Source organism: Pseudoalteromonas sp. SM9913 (genome assembly GCF_000184065.1).
In the GTDB taxonomy this organism is placed as follows: Bacteria; Pseudomonadota; Gammaproteobacteria; order Enterobacterales; family Alteromonadaceae; genus Pseudoalteromonas; species Pseudoalteromonas tetraodonis.
The window spans coordinates 174,605-191,173 of record NC_014803.1 but is presented as its reverse complement, the minus strand read 5'-3'; the positions used below and the strand labels follow the sequence as shown (position 1 = coordinate 191,173).

Annotated in this window: 18 protein-coding genes; 7 read left to right on the top strand and 11 right to left on the bottom strand. The window is 41.5% G+C overall.

Annotated elements, in window-relative coordinates; translation table 11 throughout:
• The first annotated feature begins 5 nt into the window (after nucleotides 1-5).
• On the top strand, nucleotides 6-1,391 hold the full coding sequence (gene ntrC, locus PSM_RS00920) for a nitrogen regulation protein NR(I) (protein ID WP_010391999.1): 1,386 nt from the start codon (nucleotides 6-8) through the stop codon (nucleotides 1,389-1,391).
• A gap of 31 nt (nucleotides 1,392-1,422) precedes the next feature.
• A complete protein-coding gene (locus PSM_RS00915; RefSeq protein ID WP_013463792.1) occupies nucleotides 1,423-1,881 on the top strand; it encodes a Crp/Fnr family transcriptional regulator in 459 nt (152 codons plus the stop codon).
• 1 nt (nucleotide 1,882) lies between these two features.
• Here PSM_RS00915 and PSM_RS00910 read toward each other — a convergent pair whose 3' ends face one another.
• A complete protein-coding gene (locus PSM_RS00910) occupies nucleotides 1,883-2,548 on the bottom strand; it encodes a hypothetical protein (protein WP_013463791.1) in 666 nt (221 codons plus the stop codon).
• Nucleotides 2,549-2,604: 56 nt separating this feature from the next.
• Entirely contained in the window at nucleotides 2,605-2,883 is a 279-nt protein-coding gene (locus PSM_RS00905) for a hypothetical protein (protein ID WP_013463790.1), read from the bottom strand.
• 244 nt (nucleotides 2,884-3,127) lie between these two features.
• Between PSM_RS00905 and PSM_RS00900 the strand changes: the two genes are divergently transcribed.
• From PSM_RS00900 to PSM_RS00885, 4 genes are all read left to right on the top strand, one after another.
• Nucleotides 3,128-3,511, top strand: coding sequence for an RNA-binding S4 domain-containing protein (locus tag PSM_RS00900; protein WP_013463789.1), 384 nt, complete (start codon nucleotides 3,128-3,130; stop codon nucleotides 3,509-3,511).
• Between the two features lie 96 nt (nucleotides 3,512-3,607).
• Nucleotides 3,608-4,036 carry a hypothetical protein gene (locus PSM_RS00895; protein ID WP_013463788.1) on the top strand — a complete coding sequence of 143 codons (429 nt, stop codon included), beginning with the start codon at nucleotides 3,608-3,610 and terminating at the stop codon, nucleotides 4,034-4,036.
• 200 nt (nucleotides 4,037-4,236) lie between these two features.
• On the top strand, nucleotides 4,237-6,981 hold the full coding sequence (gene acnA, locus PSM_RS00890; protein ID WP_013463787.1) for an aconitate hydratase AcnA: 2,745 nt from the start codon (nucleotides 4,237-4,239) through the stop codon (nucleotides 6,979-6,981).
• A gap of 158 nt (nucleotides 6,982-7,139) precedes the next feature.
• Nucleotides 7,140-7,376, top strand: coding sequence for a hypothetical protein (locus PSM_RS00885; RefSeq protein ID WP_013463786.1), 237 nt, complete (start codon nucleotides 7,140-7,142; stop codon nucleotides 7,374-7,376).
• Nucleotides 7,377-7,386: 10 nt separating this feature from the next.
• Here PSM_RS00885 and PSM_RS00880 read toward each other — a convergent pair whose 3' ends face one another.
• The 4 genes from PSM_RS00880 to PSM_RS00865 all read right to left on the bottom strand — a co-directional run bounded on the left by PSM_RS00880 (nucleotide 7,387) and on the right by PSM_RS00865 (nucleotide 12,411).
• Complete coding sequence (locus tag PSM_RS00880) at nucleotides 7,387-7,917, bottom strand: DUF4124 domain-containing protein (RefSeq protein WP_013463785.1); 531 nt, start codon at nucleotides 7,915-7,917, stop codon at nucleotides 7,387-7,389.
• A 136-nt stretch (nucleotides 7,918-8,053) separates the two neighbouring features.
• Nucleotides 8,054-8,794, bottom strand: a complete 741-nt coding sequence (locus PSM_RS00875) for a phosphoadenylyl-sulfate reductase (RefSeq protein ID WP_013463784.1) — start codon at nucleotides 8,792-8,794, stop codon at nucleotides 8,054-8,056.
• Between the two features lie 42 nt (nucleotides 8,795-8,836).
• Nucleotides 8,837-10,534, bottom strand: coding sequence for an assimilatory sulfite reductase (NADPH) hemoprotein subunit (cysI, locus tag PSM_RS00870; protein ID WP_013463783.1), 1,698 nt, complete (start codon nucleotides 10,532-10,534; stop codon nucleotides 8,837-8,839).
• A 62-nt stretch (nucleotides 10,535-10,596) separates the two neighbouring features.
• Complete coding sequence (locus PSM_RS00865) at nucleotides 10,597-12,411, bottom strand: assimilatory sulfite reductase (NADPH) flavoprotein subunit (protein ID WP_013463782.1); 1,815 nt, start codon at nucleotides 12,409-12,411, stop codon at nucleotides 10,597-10,599.
• A 298-nt stretch (nucleotides 12,412-12,709) separates the two neighbouring features.
• On the opposite strand from PSM_RS00865, the gene PSM_RS00860 reads away from it, so the two are divergent.
• Nucleotides 12,710-14,320, top strand: a complete 1,611-nt coding sequence (locus tag PSM_RS00860; RefSeq protein WP_013463781.1) for an endonuclease — start codon at nucleotides 12,710-12,712, stop codon at nucleotides 14,318-14,320.
• Between the two features lie 318 nt (nucleotides 14,321-14,638).
• Here PSM_RS00860 and rpsQ read toward each other — a convergent pair whose 3' ends face one another.
• Genes rpsQ through rplV form a run of 5 tightly spaced genes read right to left on the bottom strand, consistent with a single transcriptional unit; the run spans nucleotide 14,639 to nucleotide 16,559 of the window.
• Entirely contained in the window at nucleotides 14,639-14,896 is a 258-nt protein-coding gene (gene rpsQ, locus PSM_RS00855; RefSeq protein WP_013463780.1) for a 30S ribosomal protein S17, read from the bottom strand.
• Nucleotides 14,896-15,087 (bottom strand): 50S ribosomal protein L29, encoded by a 192-nt coding sequence (gene rpmC / locus PSM_RS00850; protein WP_004588692.1) that lies wholly within the window; start codon nucleotides 15,085-15,087, stop codon nucleotides 14,896-14,898. The genes rpsQ and rpmC overlap by 1 nt, the downstream gene beginning before the upstream one ends.
• Entirely contained in the window at nucleotides 15,087-15,500 is a 414-nt protein-coding gene (gene rplP / locus PSM_RS00845; protein ID WP_008108352.1) for a 50S ribosomal protein L16, read from the bottom strand. Before rplP ends, rpmC begins: the two co-directional genes overlap by 1 nt.
• Before the next feature lie 12 nt (nucleotides 15,501-15,512).
• Nucleotides 15,513-16,214: a 30S ribosomal protein S3 gene (rpsC, locus tag PSM_RS00840; protein WP_008108350.1), complete on the bottom strand. Its 702-nt coding sequence runs from the start codon at nucleotides 16,212-16,214 to the stop codon at nucleotides 15,513-15,515.
• Between the two features lie 12 nt (nucleotides 16,215-16,226).
• Nucleotides 16,227-16,559, bottom strand: coding sequence for a 50S ribosomal protein L22 (rplV, locus tag PSM_RS00835; RefSeq protein WP_004588690.1), 333 nt, complete (start codon nucleotides 16,557-16,559; stop codon nucleotides 16,227-16,229).
• Between the last annotated feature and the right edge of the window lie 10 nt (nucleotides 16,560-16,569).

Below are 16,569 nucleotides of genomic sequence, written 5' to 3'. Positions count from 1 at the left end.
TTTGCATGAAAACAGCTTGGCTTGTAGATGATGATGCCTCAATTCGCTTTGTACTAGAAAAAGCACTGACTCGCGCAGGGTTTGAAGTAGAAAGCTTTGCAGATGCGCAAAACGTTCTTAATGCACTAAAATTTAGTCAACCCAGTGTGTTAATTTCAGATGTAAGAATGCCGGGGATGGACGGGATGGCGTTACTTGAGCTGATAGCTGAGCAAACCCCTGGCCTACCCGTTATTATTATGACCGCACACTCTGATTTAGACTCAGCGGTTAATGCTTTTCAAAAAGGTGCGTTTGAGTACTTAGCTAAACCGTTTGATTTAAATGAAGCCGTTGCGCTAGTGGAAAGCGCCTATCGTGCTAATTCGACCAAAAAAACCAAACGAAAAAGCGCGCCACCCAAAAGCGCTCATATTATTGGCGAAGCCCCTGCTATGCAGGAAGTGTTTCGTGCTATAGGCAAACTCTCAGCATCCAGTATGAGCGTACTCATCAATGGTGAATCAGGTACCGGTAAAGAGTTGGTTGCCAGCGCCTTGCACAATCACAGCCCGCGTAAAGAAAACCAATTTATTGCTCTTAATATGGCCGCTATTCCTAAAGAGTTAGTTGAGTCTGAATTATTTGGCCATGAAAAAGGCGCTTTTACGGGGGCCGATAGCGTGCGTAAAGGGCGCTTTGAACAAGCCAATGGCGGTACCTTATTTTTGGATGAAATAGGTGATATGCCACTTGATGTACAAACCCGCTTGTTACGCGTATTAGCCGATGGCGAGTTTTACCGCGTTGGCGGCCATCAAAGTATAAAAGTGGATGTGCGCATCATTGCTGCCACTCACCAAAATTTAGAAGAGCTGGTAAAACAAGGTAAGTTTAGAGATGACTTATTTCATCGTTTAAACGTGGTTCGCTTACGCTTGCCGGCTCTACGCGAGCGCCCCGAAGACATAGAACGCTTAGCGCTACACTTTTTACATAAAAGTGCAAAAGACCTGCAAGTAGATAGTAAAGTACTTAGCCCTAAAGCGATTAAACAACTGTGTTTATTTAATTGGCCAGGAAATGTTCGCCAGCTTGAAAACACCTGTCGATGGTTAACCGTAATGGCACCTGGGGAGCTGATTGGTGAGCAAGATTTACCCCCTGAAATTATTGATAATGCCGCCGCAACTCAAGAAGGCGATTGGCTAGATTCATTTCAGCAATGGCTTAATCAAGAGTTTAAACAAGGTAAAGAAAATATTTGGCCGGATATTCAAGCCCAGCTGGAAACCCGCTTAATAAAAACAGCACTCGCTAATTGTTCAGGCCATAAGCAAGAAGCCGCGGTAAAAATTGGTTGGGGTCGCAATACGTTGACCCGTAAATTAAAAGAGCGCAATATTAGCTGATATTTTATAAGGCTAGCGCCCTAGGTTATTGATGAAGTTAATTGAAAACATCCCTTTGTTTAAGCAAATGGAAATTATAAATCGCTTAGAATTCTTTAAAGAGTTCACGCTTAATGAACGTCAAATTCTTTTAGAGTCGTTTGGATTATTATACTTAGTAAGTAAAAATCAGTTTTTATTTAAAGAGTTTGATAATGACAAGCGACTTTTTATTGTCCTCAGTGGCTCTTTGATGGTGTTTAAGCATAGTCACCTACTGGAACTGGGTAGTATAGAGCCTGGTGAATTTATTGGTGAGGGCGCGTTTATTAATAACCGAGAGCGCAGCATTAATGCACGCGCCAAAGAAAATGCCATCGTACTGGCTATTACTGCCGATGCCCTTACCCGCCTACCTAATGTTATACGCGAAAAAATTAAAGACCGTATTATTGAAGGAATGAGCCTGCGCATAGCTAAACTAAGCGAACATATAGAAACCCACGGTTAAATCAGTCCATATAAACAATTTGTAGTGAGCAATCAAGCCAACCAGGGGTGTTAACGCTTGCGGTATATGTGTAGGTATCTGACGGCTTGGCGCCAAAGGGGGTATTTACAAGCGGCTGCGAATGACTGTATGTTTGCGAATAGTCTTTAAAATAAACAACAACATAACCATATAAATATTCCCAGTTTAGCCTCACGATTGCGCCACTTGGTAATGTAAACTCAACAGCTTCATTTGCAAATTTGACTGCTAAATCATTGTATTTATCTTCGCTGCAATGAGTTGTTCTCAGCTGTTTAGGCATAACAAAATTTCTATTGGCATCAGCATTTTTTAAATAAAAGCCTATATTGCCATCACCATAAAAATGATTTGAACGACTTGTATAATTAACTTGTGGCGCGTACCCTAGCTCTTGCATTATAGCTGCAAGTTGCTCCGTCTCTTTGGGGTAAATTTTATCGCTTGAGAGTAGTAATGTGGCCTCACCAAAATCTGATGGGATTGCTAGTTCTACATATTCATAGGGAAGAGTTTGTGCATTTAGTGCAGCATCTAGCTGGTTGCGCTGTTCACCTTGCAAGTTTTCAATAAAAACATAAACAGTAGGTCGCTGGCACGCAGCTAATAAAAACACCAATACACATATTAAAATTCCATTTTTCATTATCACCCCCAATCAATTACAAGTGTAGTCTATAAGGGGTGATTTAAAATGGCAATTTAATTTATTTGGTTATTTAACCATGCATCAACACTCTGGCGATTATAAAGTACTTCATTAAATAAACGATGTCGTTCAAATACCAGCTCGCTTTGTTTGGTTTTAAGCCCGCTGACTAACTGACTATGGGTGTCATTAAACTTGGAGATAACTGAAAAACCACGTTCAGTGTCTTCTTGTACCTGCTGAGCCAAATGCTTTCTAACATCATCAGCAGTTAACATATCTGAATTGTCTAAGCCCATTAGCTCTTTTTTCATCGCTAATCTTATGCCCATGTTTTACTCCACTGTTTATATTCAATCTCTTTTTACGACAGATATTGGCAATAAGCGCGCCAATGTGTAATTTTTTTCACGCGAAGTGTAGTCTTGAATTACTTCAGTTTTTTTAAAGACAAATGAAAGAGGTAAAAAGTTTCATAAAAAATGCACAATCATCGCATCTAACAAACGCACTTTGGTGCAAAATAACCAGCTAGCCTTTATACTACAGCTAATGCCACCCCCACAGAGAAACATGATGAACGAAGAATATATAGAAATTGAATTAGAAGAAGAGCCTATAGAGCTTTGTAAATTATTAAAAGTATTAGATCTAGTTGAAGGTGGTGGCCAAGCAAAAAATCTAATTAGCGGTGGCTATGTAGGTGTTAACCATGAAATTTGTACAATTAAACGGAAAAAATTATACAGTGGCGATGTTCTTACATTTGATGGCGAGTTGTTCCAACTGACGCTAAGTGAAGATGCAACTCCTGCAGAGCGTCCTGTTATTGATGAAACAGTTACAGCAGAAAAAGCCGCGCCCGTAGCAACAACAGAGCCGGCTAAAAATAAGCGCAAACGTACTAAAAAACCTAAAGTGGATGAAAAAACGGGTCGTCGTCCTATTTCGTTTGGCTAACATTCGCTTACGTCATATGTGTTATTAAAAGCCAGTTTGCATCACTGGCTTTTTTATTCTTTAATAGAATATCAATAATAAAAAATCGATGCTTACATGTCAGAAAACACTGCAAACCGCTGGATAAAACCCGTACTCATCACCGCCCTGTTATGGAATATATTAGGTGTTTTTGCATTTATCATGCAGCTATTATTAACACCCGAAATGGTAAGTAAACTCCCACAAGAACAACAACTTGCTTATAACAGCCAACCCCTATGGGCTACTTTAGCGTTTGCTATTGCAGTATTTGGCGGCGCATTAGGGTGCGTACTTTTATTATTCAAAAAGTCACTAGCCACATTAACATTAATAATCTCTTTGGCAGCGGTTTTAGCTCAGCAATACTATAATTTTATGATTATTAATAGCATCAGCTTGTTTGGCGTTAGCGCTATTTTTATGCCTATTGCAGTGACCTTAATTGCGATTGCATTGGTGTATTTAAGTTTCCACTTAAAACAACAGGACTACTTTAAATAACACTTTTTTGAGTTTAGTTTTGTGGCCAATTATTACTCAGAGCATCCCTTGAATTTTAACTTTTGGCCTTCATCTCTATTTATATAACAGTCAAAAAAATTACACTGCATAGTATTTTTTTATCATGGTACACAGTTTGCAAACTACTACAGAGGTCACTTTTTCAAGAATATCAATCTAATTTATTGAAGGGACAAATAATGAAAAATAGTTTCGACACCCAACAACAGCTTACTATCAATGGCGAGCAATATCATATTAACTCGCTCATGGGACTTGGCGATAAAGCCAAACGCCTGCCTTTTTCGTTAAAAATATTACTAGAAAATTTATTGCGTAATGAAGATGGTGTGAATATTAAAGAGCAAGATATTCAGGCACTACTAGATTGGGATCCAAAGGCTAAGCCCTCGGCCGAAGTAGCCTTCACCCCTGCCCGCGTAGTAATGCAAGATTTTACCGGTGTCCCTGCTATTGTTGACTTAGCCGCCATGCGTGATGCGATGGAAAAACTTGGTGGCGATCCTGCAAAAATAAATCCGCTTTCTCCGGCTGAACTGGTGATAGATCACTCAGTACAAGTGGATGGTTACGGTAAAGATGGCTCATTCGACTTAAATTCAAAACTAGAATATGAACGTAATAAAGAGCGATACGAATTTTTACGTTGGGGTCAAACTGCATTTGATAATTTAAAAGTGGTGCCACCAGCCACAGGTATTGTCCATCAAGTAAATTTAGAGTATTTAGCCCGCGTAGTATTTAATGATACAAAAAACGGTAAATCGTTAGCTTATCCAGATACACTGGTTGGTACTGATTCTCACACAACCATGATCAACGGCTTAGGCGTACTCGGTTGGGGTGTAGGCGGTATTGAAGCCGAAGCCGCAATGCTTGGCCAACCTATTAGCTTGCTTATTCCACAGGTTGTGGGTGTTAAATTAAATGGTCGCTTACCTGAGGGCACTACAGCAACCGATTTAGTACTTACTGTTACTGAAATGCTGCGTAACCACGGTGTGGTAGGTAAGTTTGTTGAGTTTTATGGTGACGGGCTTGCCGACTTACCACTGGCCGACAGAGCGACTATTGCCAACATGGCACCGGAATATGGCGCAACCTGTGGTATTTTCCCTATTGATGATGAAACGATTAATTACTTACGCTTAACTAATCGCGATGAAAAGCAGCTTAAACTGATTGAAGATTACGCAAAACATCAAGGTTTATGGCGTAATGATGGCGATGAAGCACATTATACTGATAAGCTAGAACTAACTTTAGATGATGTAGTACCAAGTCTTGCTGGCCCGAAACGTCCACAAGACAGAATCACACTGGATAAAGCCGGTGATGTTATTGGTCAACACTTAAAAGACTTCCAAGACGAACGTATGGCACGTCGAGATAAAAGCGATGAAGAGCAAGCGCGTATTGAAAGTGAAGGCCCTACTACCAATCCTGACGAACCCACTGATGAAGCGCAGTTTATGGGCGCAGCAAAAGTTAACTTTAATGGCCAAGAGTTTGAATTAAACGATGGCGCCTGCGTCATTGCTGCAATAACAAGCTGTACTAATACCTCTAATCCAAGCGTAATTTTAGCGGCAGGATTAGTGGCTCAAAAAGCATGTCAATTAGGTATTAATGTAAAACCTTGGGTTAAAACGTCTTTAGCACCAGGTTCGCAGGTGGTTACCGATTACCTTGAAAAAGCAGGGTTAATGGATGATCTTGATGCGCTTGGTTTTAACTTAGTTGGTTATGGCTGTACCACCTGTATCGGTAACTCAGGCCCATTAGCGGATGAAATTTCAGAAGCTATTCAAAAACATAAACTAATTGTAAGCTCTATTTTGTCGGGTAACCGTAACTTTGAAGGGCGTATTCACCAAGACGTTAAAATGAACTTCCTCGCGTCGCCACCACTTGTAGTAGCTTATGCTATAGCAGGTAGAACCGATATTGATGTATACAACGAACCACTTGCGCAAGATAAGCATGGTAACGATATATACCTTAAAAATATTTGGCCAAGCGTTAAAGAAGTGAGTGAGCTTGTAAAAAATACGGTAACTAAAGAAATGTTCGAAAAAAGCTACGCCAATGTTTACGATGGCGACAGTCGCTGGCAAAAAATTCAAATACCTGATGGTAAGCTTTACGATTGGGATGCTGCCTCGACTTATATCAAAAAAGCGCCATTCTTTGATGGTATGAGTGTTGAACCGCCGGGGATCCCAAAAATAGAAGGTGCGCGCTGTCTAGCTAAACTAGGCGATTCAGTGACTACCGATCATATTTCACCAGCAGGTGCGATTAAAGCGGAGGCACCCGCAGGACTTTATCTACAAGAAAATGGGGTAGAAAAAGCACAGTTTAATTCTTATGGTTCTCGCCGTGGTAATCACGAAGTGATGATGCGTGGTACATTTGCTAATGTGCGCCTTAAAAACTTACTCGCCCCCGGTACTGAGGGCGGTGTCACTCGCACTCAACCTGACGATAAGCTAGAGAGTATTTATGATGCGGCAATGGCATATCAAGAGAGTGGAACACCATTAGTGGTTCTAGCAGGTAAAGAATATGGTACCGGCTCCTCACGAGATTGGGCTGCAAAAGGCTCATTACTACTCGGTATTAAAGCTGTGATAGCACAAAGCTATGAGCGTATTCACCGCTCGAACCTGATTGGTATGGGCGTATTACCTTTACAATTTAAAGAGGGTGAAAGCCATGAATCATTGGGCTTAACGGGGCAAGAACAATTTGATATTCAAGGTTTATACGACAAAACCGACGAAGTCAGTGTCATTGCCACTAACAGTGAAGGTAAACAAGTTAGTTTTAGTGCCGATGTGCGTATTGATACCCCTAAAGAGTGGGATTACTACAAACATGGCGGGATTTTACAGTACGTATTACGCAATATGCTCGACTAACTAGCCATTAAACAGTAGTAGCTTAAAAGCCCAGCTCAGCAATGAGCTGGGCTTTTTTACATTCGCTATAGAGTAAATATTGATACACCCTTGCGCTAAATCAATGTTGCTCTATCAAGATACCATACACTAAGAAGACACGCTGCGCAGAGGTCGCCATGTCTTCAATAGTAATGATAAGACTACTTAAAACATCTATTTTGCTTGGGTTATGCCTGATTGTGACAGGCCATATATTAATTGTATCGAGCTACTTTACCAGCCAGTACGGTATTAAAGGCATTATTACTGCAGCAGCGTGCATTGCAATTGGTGTGTTTTTATCACTGCCAACTAAAATTTATTTAACCATATTATTAATGGAAGCAGAAAAGCGCTACTTGAAATCGCAGTAACCGTCTAGAGCTAAAAGCCGCTGAAACTTTCGACTTCTTTACTGCGTTGCTCAATTCTCTTTTTGGCTTTTTCAGCATCTTCAAACAACTTATTGATTGACTCACTGTTGTATATTTCAGGCGCTCGCTGAGGAAAAGGTTTTGCCGCAGATTTAGCACTGCCACTTAATATAGCTGTATCTTCGGCTACCACAACATTAATATCTGCGGGATCAAGATGCACTTCAATACTCTTGCCATTTTTATTTGGCACATCGGAGAAATGCCACTGCCCTTGCTCATCTTGCCACTTATAAATTTTACTTTGAGAGTCAGATGCTAACGGTGACGATGTGATTTTATCTCCTACTTTTTTAAGCTCAAGTGTGAGCTGTTCGAATGTATTAGATGAAAGCGCTACCACTTTATCTTTAATAGAAAAAGATTCATTTTTAATCAATGAGCTGGTGAGCCAAGGTTGCCCATTTGGCTTTTTAAGATAAAACAAAGAGATAAGAGCAATGACCATTACTGATATTGCTAAGTAGGTAAAGTATTTCATAGCGTTCCTGCTGTAAATTTAATCCTTTATTATCATTAATATAATAAAAAAACAGCAGTCAGGCAATTATTTTCCACAAAATAAAAACGCAGCTTTAGCTGCGTTTTTAAATTTATAGCTTTGAATAATAAGGTAATTAAATTCCATCACCATCAATATGCAAGCCACACTCACGGTTCAGCCCAAAAAAGCGGGTTTCTTCTTCGCTCATTCCTGGCTCTAATTTACGCGTAGTGTGTACATCACCCATAGACACATAACCTTGCTCCCATAATGGGTGGTATGGCAGATCATGTTTAGTGAGGTATTGGTACACATCACGATTATTCCACTCAATAATAGGGTACACTTTTACTGTACCTCGGCTGATTTCTAAAACTTGTTTTTCAGCACGGCTCGACGATTGATCTCGACGCAAGCCACTAAACCAGGTGCTCGCGTTAAGCTCTTTTAAAGCACGCGTCATTGGCTCTACTTTATTGAGCTGGTTGTATTGCTTAATACCTTCTTCACCTAGCTCCCATAGTTTTCCAAATTTAGCCTCTTGCCATGCAGGGCTCAACTGCGCTTTATACACTTTTAAATTAAGTGATAAACGCTCGCTCATCTGATCGATAAACTGATAGGTTTCTGGAAATAGATAACCCGTGTCTGTTAATACAACAGGTATATCGGGGCGCTGTGATGTCATTAAATGCAACATTACCGCTGCTTGAATACCAAAACTCGATGATAAAAACGCGGTGTCAGGCAAGTGCTCTAACGCCCATGCAACGCGCTGCTCAGCACTCATGTTAGCCAGCAAACCGTTCGCATCAGCTAACATAGCCTGTTGGCTTTGCTTATCTAGCTGTAATATGTTTTTAAATTCACTCATGGTCAATTTTAAACCTCACCAGCGCGGTGCGCTGCTTTTAAATTATGCGTAAAAATCGGTAACAGATACTTTTACTTCTGCAACAATACCCTTGCGAATAACAAAATCACCAAAGCATTCGCCTTCATTGCGCTCACTAACCCATTGCCCAATCAGCTTATCAAATGCCTCTAGGTAAACTTCTTCGCCCACATTTTCAAGATAAAGCTTAGGGATACGCGTACCCTCCGTATTCCCGCCAAGGTAAACATTGTACTTACCTGGGCCTTTACCTACTAATCCAGCTTCAGCTAGCATGGCACGACCACAGCCGTTAGGGCAACCAACCACACGCATAATAATGCTGTCATTTGGTACTCCATGCTTAGCCAATAAGCCTTCTATTTTTTCAATTAAACTCGGTAAGTAACGCTCGGCTTCAGCCATCGCTAAAGGACAAGTGGGCAGTGACACACACGCCATTGAGTTTTTACGTTGCTCAGTGTCTTTGTCATCAATCAAACCGTGTTCACGCGCTATTTTTTCAATGATTGCTTTTTGATCCGCAGGCACACCGGCAATAATTAAGTTTTGATTGGCGGTCATGCGAAAGTCACCTTGATGGATTTCTGCAATCTTACGACACCCTGTTTTCAGTGGCTTATTGGGGTAATCTAAAATACGACCACTTTGAATAAAGAGCGTTAAGTGATGTTTACCGTCAATGCCTTCAACCCAGCCAATACGATCCCCTCGATGAGTAAACTCATAAGGGCGGCTTGGTGCAAAACTCACGCCTGCACGTTTTTCAACTTCTGCTTTAAATACACCAGACCCAACACGGTCAAGTGTGTATTTAGTTTTTGCGTTTTTACGGTTAGAACGATTACCCCAATCACGCTGAACAGATACCACGTGCTCAGCAATTTTTAGGGTATCTTCAAGGGCAATAAAACCAAAATCATCGGCTTTTCGTGGATACGTTGCAGTATCACCATGGGTCATGGCAAGGCCACCCCCTACTAGCACGTTAAAACCAACTAATTTACCGTTATCAGCAATCGCCACAAAGTTTAAGTCGTTTGCATGAACATCCACTTCATTATTTGGTGGAATTGTTACAGTGGTTTTAAACTTACGCGGTAAATAAGTTGAGCCTAAAATTGGCTCTTCTGTGGTTTCGCTTTTTTCGCCATTGAGCCAAATCTCTGCATACGCTTTGGTTTTAGGTAATAAGTGTTCAGAAATCTTTGCCGCCCACTCATACGCCTCCTGGTGTAACTCAGACTCAACAGGGTTAGTGGTACAAAGTACATTTCGGTTCACGTCACCGGCAGTTGCAATAGAATCAATACCCACGCTATTAAGTAATTGGTGCATACCTTTAATTTCAGGTTTTAATACACCATGAAACTGAAATGTTTGGCGCGTAGTTAAACGAATACTGCCATAGCTGGTTTTCTCCCCAGCAAACTTATCAATTGCTAACCATTGCTCGGGCTTAATAATGCCGCCAGGCATACGCGCACGCAGCATGACATTATGTAGTGGTTCTAGCTTTTGCTTAGCACGCTCAGGACGAATATCGCGGTCATCTTGCTGGTACATGCCATGAAAACGAATTAACTGGAAATTATCGGCAGTAAAACCACCGGTAATTTCATCTTTTAAATCTTGCGCTATAGTGCCGCGTAAAAAGTTACTTTCTCTTTTTAAACGTTCGTTATCAGAAAGCTTTACGGTTTTATCTTGTTCGCTCATTTTAAATCCTAAATTTGTTACAGTGACGGCTGTTAGCTTTTAATAAAATAAACAACGTGCACTTAATACACGTCTTTCTGATAGCGATTTGCGCTACGCAAATCTTTTAAGTATTGATCGGCTTCTTCATTACTTTTGCCGGTATTTTCTGTGATGATATCAATTAAGGCATTGTGTACATCTTTAGCCATACGGTTTGCATCGCCACACACATAAAAATGAGCACCCGCTTCTAACCAGTCAAATACTTCTTTTGAGTTTTTACGTAACTTGTCTTGCACGTAAACTTTTTCTGCTTGCTCACGGCTAAACGCCACATCTACTTTACTCAATAAGCCTGATTTTAAGTAACCTTGAATTTCTACTTGGTATAAAAAGTCTTGGGTAAAGTGTGGGTTACCAAAAAACAGCCAGTTTTTACCCGTAGCCTCTCGCGCATCACGTTCTTGTAAAAAAGCACGGAACGGTGCAATACCTGTACCTGGCCCTACCATGATAATCGGTGTGTCATCATTTACTGGTAAGCGGAAGTTGTCGTTATGTTCACTAAATACTTTTACTTTACAGCCTTCTTGCGCACGGCGTGCTAAATAGCCTGAACAGCCACCTAAATGCTCTGTGCCAAACGCTTCAAACTCAACCAATGCAATAGTTAAATGCACTTCGTCCTCAACCTCGCTTTGGCTAGAAGCAATTGAATATAAGCGCGCTTGCAGTTTACGTAGGCAATCAACCAGTGTTTGCGCCTCTAATTTAGCTGGGTTTTGTGCAACCACATCAAAAATTTGGCGAGGCTCAATATATTCGCGCATTGCGGCTTTATCTTCCACAAGCTTAAGAAGTTCAGGCGTGCCTGTAGCCGTGGCATATTTTTCGACAAAACCAGGGTACGATTGTGTCAGCTCTAGTTTTTCAATTAAGGCATCACGCACGCTAAGTTCTTCATCGCCAAGTTTAACGCGGCTAGTTGGATCAATTTGCGTTTGCGCTAGTAGCTCATCTACACGGGCTTCATCATTTAAAAAGTAAATGCCTAACGAGTCACCCGGCGTATAGGTAATGTCAGAGCCTTCAAGTGAAATTTCAACATGGCGTACATCTTTGGTTGAGTCATGACCGGTAATTTTTTGCACTAAGCTTAGCTCTGCCGCAAACGGGTTTTGCTTAGTGTATTGGCTAGCCGCTGTCGTGGGCGTGCCAAATGGCATTGATACAACTTGGCCGCCTGTGGCATCTTGCTGAGCTTTTAAATCTGGTTCAAACGCATTTAACGCGCCCTCAATCCAAGTGGCGGCTTCATCATCGTAATCAACGTCTAGGTCGGCACGTTGATAAATAACCTCTGCACCGAGTTTAGTTAAACGCTCTTCAAAGTCTTTAGCGGTTTGACAGAAAAATTCATAGCTAGAATCACCTAAACCTAATACCGCGACTTTAACGCCATCAAGCTTTGGCGCTTTTTTGGTAATTAAAAATTCGTACAGTGTTTCGGCATCTTCAGGTGGCTCACCTTCACCATAAGTTGATACAACAACGGTTAAAAACTTTTCTTTTTTCAATGCGGTTGGCTTGTAATCTGACATGCTAACCAGCTTTGCAGCTAACCCACGAGATTCAGCTTGCTCTTTAAGCTTAGTCGCCACCGCTTTAGCGTTACCTGTTTGTGAACCATACAAAATAGTAAGTACTGCTGCCTCAGAGGTTGCTGGTGTACCTGCAATTGGCGCACCTAGCGCTGCTGAATTAGCATTAGCAGCCAAATAGCCGCTAACCCACGCTTGCTGAATTGGATTAAGCTCAGCCACTAAACCTTGTAGCTTTTGTACTTGCTCTTGCGAAAGCGGACTTGCTAGCGCATTGAGTTGACCTAACAACATGAATTTTTCCTCATAACCCTGAACGTTAAACACAATGCTTGTTCACATTGTTTAAAATGAGTGCCACCTCATTCAGAAGGTTCTGTTGAGGTTAATTGAGTATGCAGGATAGCCGTCTAAGCATAGATAAAAAAAGAATAGAATCTGCTTTGATATTCCATTTAGTTATTAATCTAGTTAAAAACCAGTGAAATTAACCTAAAGGGTTTTTATTGCCTTTTATGAAATTCTAATTTAACAATTTTGTAACCTTTATGATCTGATGTATATTGCTTAAAACTATAAAATAGGAACACCTATGTTACACGGCATATATAAAAACAAATTACTTTTGAGCGCGTTGTTATTGAGCTCTTTGCCTGCGATGGCTAATGTGGTTAATGGCAACTTTGAACAATGGACAGGCAACACCCCACAAGCATGGACGGTGATTGATAGCGGTATTAACGTATCTGCCAACAGCGCAGTCGTGAGTACAGGCTTACAAGCAGCAGCGATTAGCGTAAATACTGGCACACAAAGTAACACTGACTTTTTACAGCAAGTCGCGGTGGAAATGGGTGAAACTTATGAATTTTCAGTGGATGTGTATCATACCGAAGGTCATCTTAAGGCCCGTTTGTTCATAGATGGTTATAAAGGCTATTCAAATCCAGCACAAACCAATCAATGGCAAACCATAACTTACAGCTATACCGCTGATAGTAGTAAAACGATTGATGTCGGTTTACGCTTTTACGATACAAGCGGCTTTGATGGTAGTGAGTTAGTTTATGTTGATAACTTCTTACCTAATAATGACAGCAGTGATTCTCCAAGCTGCGCAGATAACAGCCTTACTTTTAACCTAACTACAGATAACTACGGCGAAGAAACCAGTTGGCAAATAACACACAACCAAGCTGGTATGGTTGCAAGCGGCAGTGGTTATGCCGCAAATACTCAATACACCGAACAATTATGTTTAACCAATGGCGACTATACATTTACTATTAACGACAGCTACGGCGATGGTATTTGTTGCTCATTTGGCAGTGGCAGCTACGCCTTGAATAATGAAGCCAATTTGCTTGCCAGTGGATCAAGCTTTCAAGCAAGTGAGTCTACCGCATTCTCATTAGGTGCTACCCAGCCAACACCGACGCCAACCGGCTACTATGTTACAACTCAAGGCTTAACTGGCTACACGCTAAAAACTGAGCTTTATAACATTATTAATAACCATAACGCTCAAGGGTATTCTGCTATTTGGAGTTTTTACGACGCATCAGCACGCGATAAATACTTTGAAAATGATAATAGTATTTTAGATATGTACAGTGAAAAGCCAAATGGAGTTGATAGCTACACTTATACTGCTGTAAGCGATCAGTGCGGTACCTACAATAGCGAAGCCGATTGTTATAACCGTGAACATTCATTTCCTAAAAGCTGGTTTGGCGGCACCATAGAACCAATGAACTCTGATGTTCATCATATTTACGCCACTGACGGCTATGTAAATTCAAAGCGTAGCAACTTCCCGTTCGGTGAAGTGGCCAGCGCTACGTTTACTTCAACCAATGGCAGTCAATTAGGTTCTGCAAGTAGTGCGATTAATTACACTGGTACTGTATTTGAGCCTATTGATGAATTTAAAGGTGACTTTGCTCGTGCTTATTTTTACATGGCTACACGCTACCAAAACGTAATCGGCTCTTGGCAAAATAACACCACGGCTAGTAATGCCGTACTTAACGGCTCTAGTAACCAAGTATTTGAAAATTGGGTCGTGGCTATGTTATTAAAATGGCATAACAACGACCCCGTTAGCCAAATGGAATTAGACCGCAATCAAGCAGCGTTTGAATTTCAGGGAAATCGTAACCCGTATATCGACCACCCTGAATTTGTAGAAATGATTTGGTAAAAGGGCTCCGGGCTTCGGGCTTCGGGCTTCGGGCTTCGGGCTTCGGGCTTCGGGCTTCGGGCTTCGGGCTTCGGGCTTCGGGCTTCGGGCTTCGGGCTTCGCAGAAAAGCATATGCCTTTGCACTTGCAAAGGCTTTTCTTACGCCTATTTTATAATAATATTTTATTGCACTTAGGTTCGTAACACTCAACCCAAACTACGGCGCTATAATTTACTTCTGCCAGCTAAAGGCTGAAAGCTTACCGCTAAAAACTGCTCTAAACGTAAAAAGCCCCAGCTAATGCCGGGGCTTTTCATAAAACAGACTTAATTAAAAATTAAGCTTGTTTTGGACGTTCAACAACATCTACCAAAGTCCAAGATTTGTTCTTAGAGATTGGAGCGCATTCACGGATAGTAACTACGTCACCCGCTTTTGCAGTGTTATTTTCGTCATGTACGTGTAACTTAGTCGTACGTTTGATGAATTTCCCATAGATTGGGTGCTTCACGTAACGTGCGATAGCAACAGTGAAAGATTTTTCCATCTTGTCGCTGATTACACGGCCTTGAAGAGTACGAATTTTATCGCTCATTATTGACCTGCCTTCTGGTTAATAATTGTTTTTACACGCGCGATATCGCGACGTACTGTTCTTAGCGTGTGTGTCTGAGCTAACTGACCAGTGCTTGCTTGCATGCGCAGGTTAAACTGCTCACGAAGAAGACCTAGAAGTTCAGCATTTAGCTCTTCTACGCTTTTATCTTTTAGTTCGCTTGCTTTCATCACATTACCGTCCGAGTTACGAAAGTTGTTTTGAATGGCAGTTTACGAGCAGCAAGGTTAAACGCTTCACGAGCAAGCTCTTCTGAAACACCTTCCATTTCGTAAAGTACTTTACCAGGCTGAATTTCAGCAACCCAATATTCAACAGAACCTTTACCTTTACCCATACGAACTTCAAGAGGTTTTTCTGTGATCGGCTTGTCAGGGAAGACACGGATCCAGATTTTACCTTGACGTTTCACGTGACGCGTCATAGCACGACGAGCTGCTTCGATTTGACGAGCAGTCATGCGGCCACGACCAGTAGCTTTCAAACCGAAAGTACCGAAGCTTACTTTGTTACCGTTTTGCGCTAGACCACGGTTGCGGCCTTTATGCATTTTACGGAATTTTGTACGTTTTGGCTGTAACATTACTCGCTACCTCTACTTAGCACTTTTTTTGGCTTTCTTTGGTGCGCGTTTAGCTGGCTTCTCTTGCTCTTGTACTAGTGGTAAACCACCAATAACTTCGCCTTTGAAGATCCAAACTTTAACACCAATGATACCGTAAGTGGTTAAGGCTTCAGAAGTTGCGTAGTCGATATCAGCACGAAGAGTATGTAGAGGTACACGACCTTCACGATACCATTCTGAACGTGCGATTTCTGCGCCGCCAAGACGACCGCTAACTTCAACTTTAATCCCTTTAGAACCGATGCGCATTGCATTTTGTACCGAACGCTTCATAGCGCGACGGAACATAACACGACGCTCTAGCTGAGAGGCAATGCCGTCTGCTACTAGTTGTGCATCTAGTTCTGGTTTACGTACTTCAGAAATATTAATCTGAGCAGGTACACCAGCGATTTTAGTTACCGCTTGACGTAATTTTTCTACGTCTTCGCCTTTTTTACCGATAACAACACCCGGACGAGCCGTGTGAATAGTTACTCGGATAGATTTTGCTGGACGCTCAATAACGATTTTAGACACAGAAGCCGCTTTTAATTCCTTAGTAAGGAATGTACGTACTTTGTGATCGCCAAAAAGCTGTGCAGAGAAATCTTTTGAATTCGCGTACCAGGTAGAAACCCAAGGTTTAGATATACCTAGGCGAATACCAGTAGGATGAACTTTTTGTCCCATTACTTATATCTCCTAGCTATCTGAAACCACAACAGTGATGTGGCTTGTACGCTTAAGGATGCGGTCTGCGCGTCCTTTAGCACGTGGCATAATACGTTTCATTGTTGGACCATCGTCCACAAAAATCGTTGTTACACGTAGCTCATCAATGTCAGCACCTTCGTTATGCTCTGCGTTAGCAATAGCAGACTCAAGTACTTTCTTAACTAATACAGCCGCTTTTTTCGGGCTGTACGCCAGGATTTCTAGTGCGCGATCGACAGGTAACCCGCGGATCTGATCTGCAACTAGACGTGCTTTTTGCGCCGAACCAGAGGCGAATTTATGTTTAGCTAATGCTTGCATTTATCTTCCC

What these genes read in the sequence shown, in the direction of transcription:
- PSM_RS00885 (WP_013463786.1), top strand. Translation starts at nt 7,140, where the DNA reads ATGTCTTCAATAGTAATGATAAGACTACTTAAAACATCTATTTTGCTT.
- rplP (WP_008108352.1), bottom strand. Translation starts at nt 15,500, where the DNA reads ATGTTACAGCCAAAACGTACAAAATTCCGTAAAATGCATAAAGGCCGC.
- PSM_RS00865 (WP_013463782.1), bottom strand. Translation starts at nt 12,411, where the DNA reads ATGTTGTTAGGTCAACTCAATGCGCTAGCAAGTCCGCTTTCGCAAGAG.
- PSM_RS00900 (WP_013463789.1), top strand. Translation starts at nt 3,128, where the DNA reads ATGAACGAAGAATATATAGAAATTGAATTAGAAGAAGAGCCTATAGAG.
- PSM_RS00910 (WP_013463791.1), bottom strand. Translation starts at nt 2,548, where the DNA reads ATGAAAAATGGAATTTTAATATGTGTATTGGTGTTTTTATTAGCTGCG.
- PSM_RS00915 (WP_013463792.1), top strand. Translation starts at nt 1,423, where the DNA reads ATGAAGTTAATTGAAAACATCCCTTTGTTTAAGCAAATGGAAATTATA.
- rplV (WP_004588690.1), bottom strand. Translation starts at nt 16,559, where the DNA reads ATGCAAGCATTAGCTAAACATAAATTCGCCTCTGGTTCGGCGCAAAAA.
- ntrC (WP_010391999.1), top strand. Translation starts at nt 6, where the DNA reads ATGAAAACAGCTTGGCTTGTAGATGATGATGCCTCAATTCGCTTTGTA.
- PSM_RS00905 (WP_013463790.1), bottom strand. Translation starts at nt 2,883, where the DNA reads ATGGGCATAAGATTAGCGATGAAAAAAGAGCTAATGGGCTTAGACAAT.
- PSM_RS00860 (WP_013463781.1), top strand. Translation starts at nt 12,710, where the DNA reads ATGTTACACGGCATATATAAAAACAAATTACTTTTGAGCGCGTTGTTA.
- PSM_RS00895 (WP_013463788.1), top strand. Translation starts at nt 3,608, where the DNA reads ATGTCAGAAAACACTGCAAACCGCTGGATAAAACCCGTACTCATCACC.
- acnA (WP_013463787.1), top strand. Translation starts at nt 4,237, where the DNA reads ATGAAAAATAGTTTCGACACCCAACAACAGCTTACTATCAATGGCGAG.
- PSM_RS00875 (WP_013463784.1), bottom strand. Translation starts at nt 8,794, where the DNA reads ATGAGTGAATTTAAAAACATATTACAGCTAGATAAGCAAAGCCAACAG.
- rpmC (WP_004588692.1), bottom strand. Translation starts at nt 15,087, where the DNA reads ATGAAAGCAAGCGAACTAAAAGATAAAAGCGTAGAAGAGCTAAATGCT.
- cysI (WP_013463783.1), bottom strand. Translation starts at nt 10,534, where the DNA reads ATGAGCGAACAAGATAAAACCGTAAAGCTTTCTGATAACGAACGTTTA.
- PSM_RS00880 (WP_013463785.1), bottom strand. Translation starts at nt 7,917, where the DNA reads ATGAAATACTTTACCTACTTAGCAATATCAGTAATGGTCATTGCTCTT.
- rpsC (WP_008108350.1), bottom strand. Translation starts at nt 16,214, where the DNA reads ATGGGACAAAAAGTTCATCCTACTGGTATTCGCCTAGGTATATCTAAA.
- rpsQ (WP_013463780.1), bottom strand. Translation starts at nt 14,896, where the DNA reads ATGAGCGATAAAATTCGTACTCTTCAAGGCCGTGTAATCAGCGACAAG.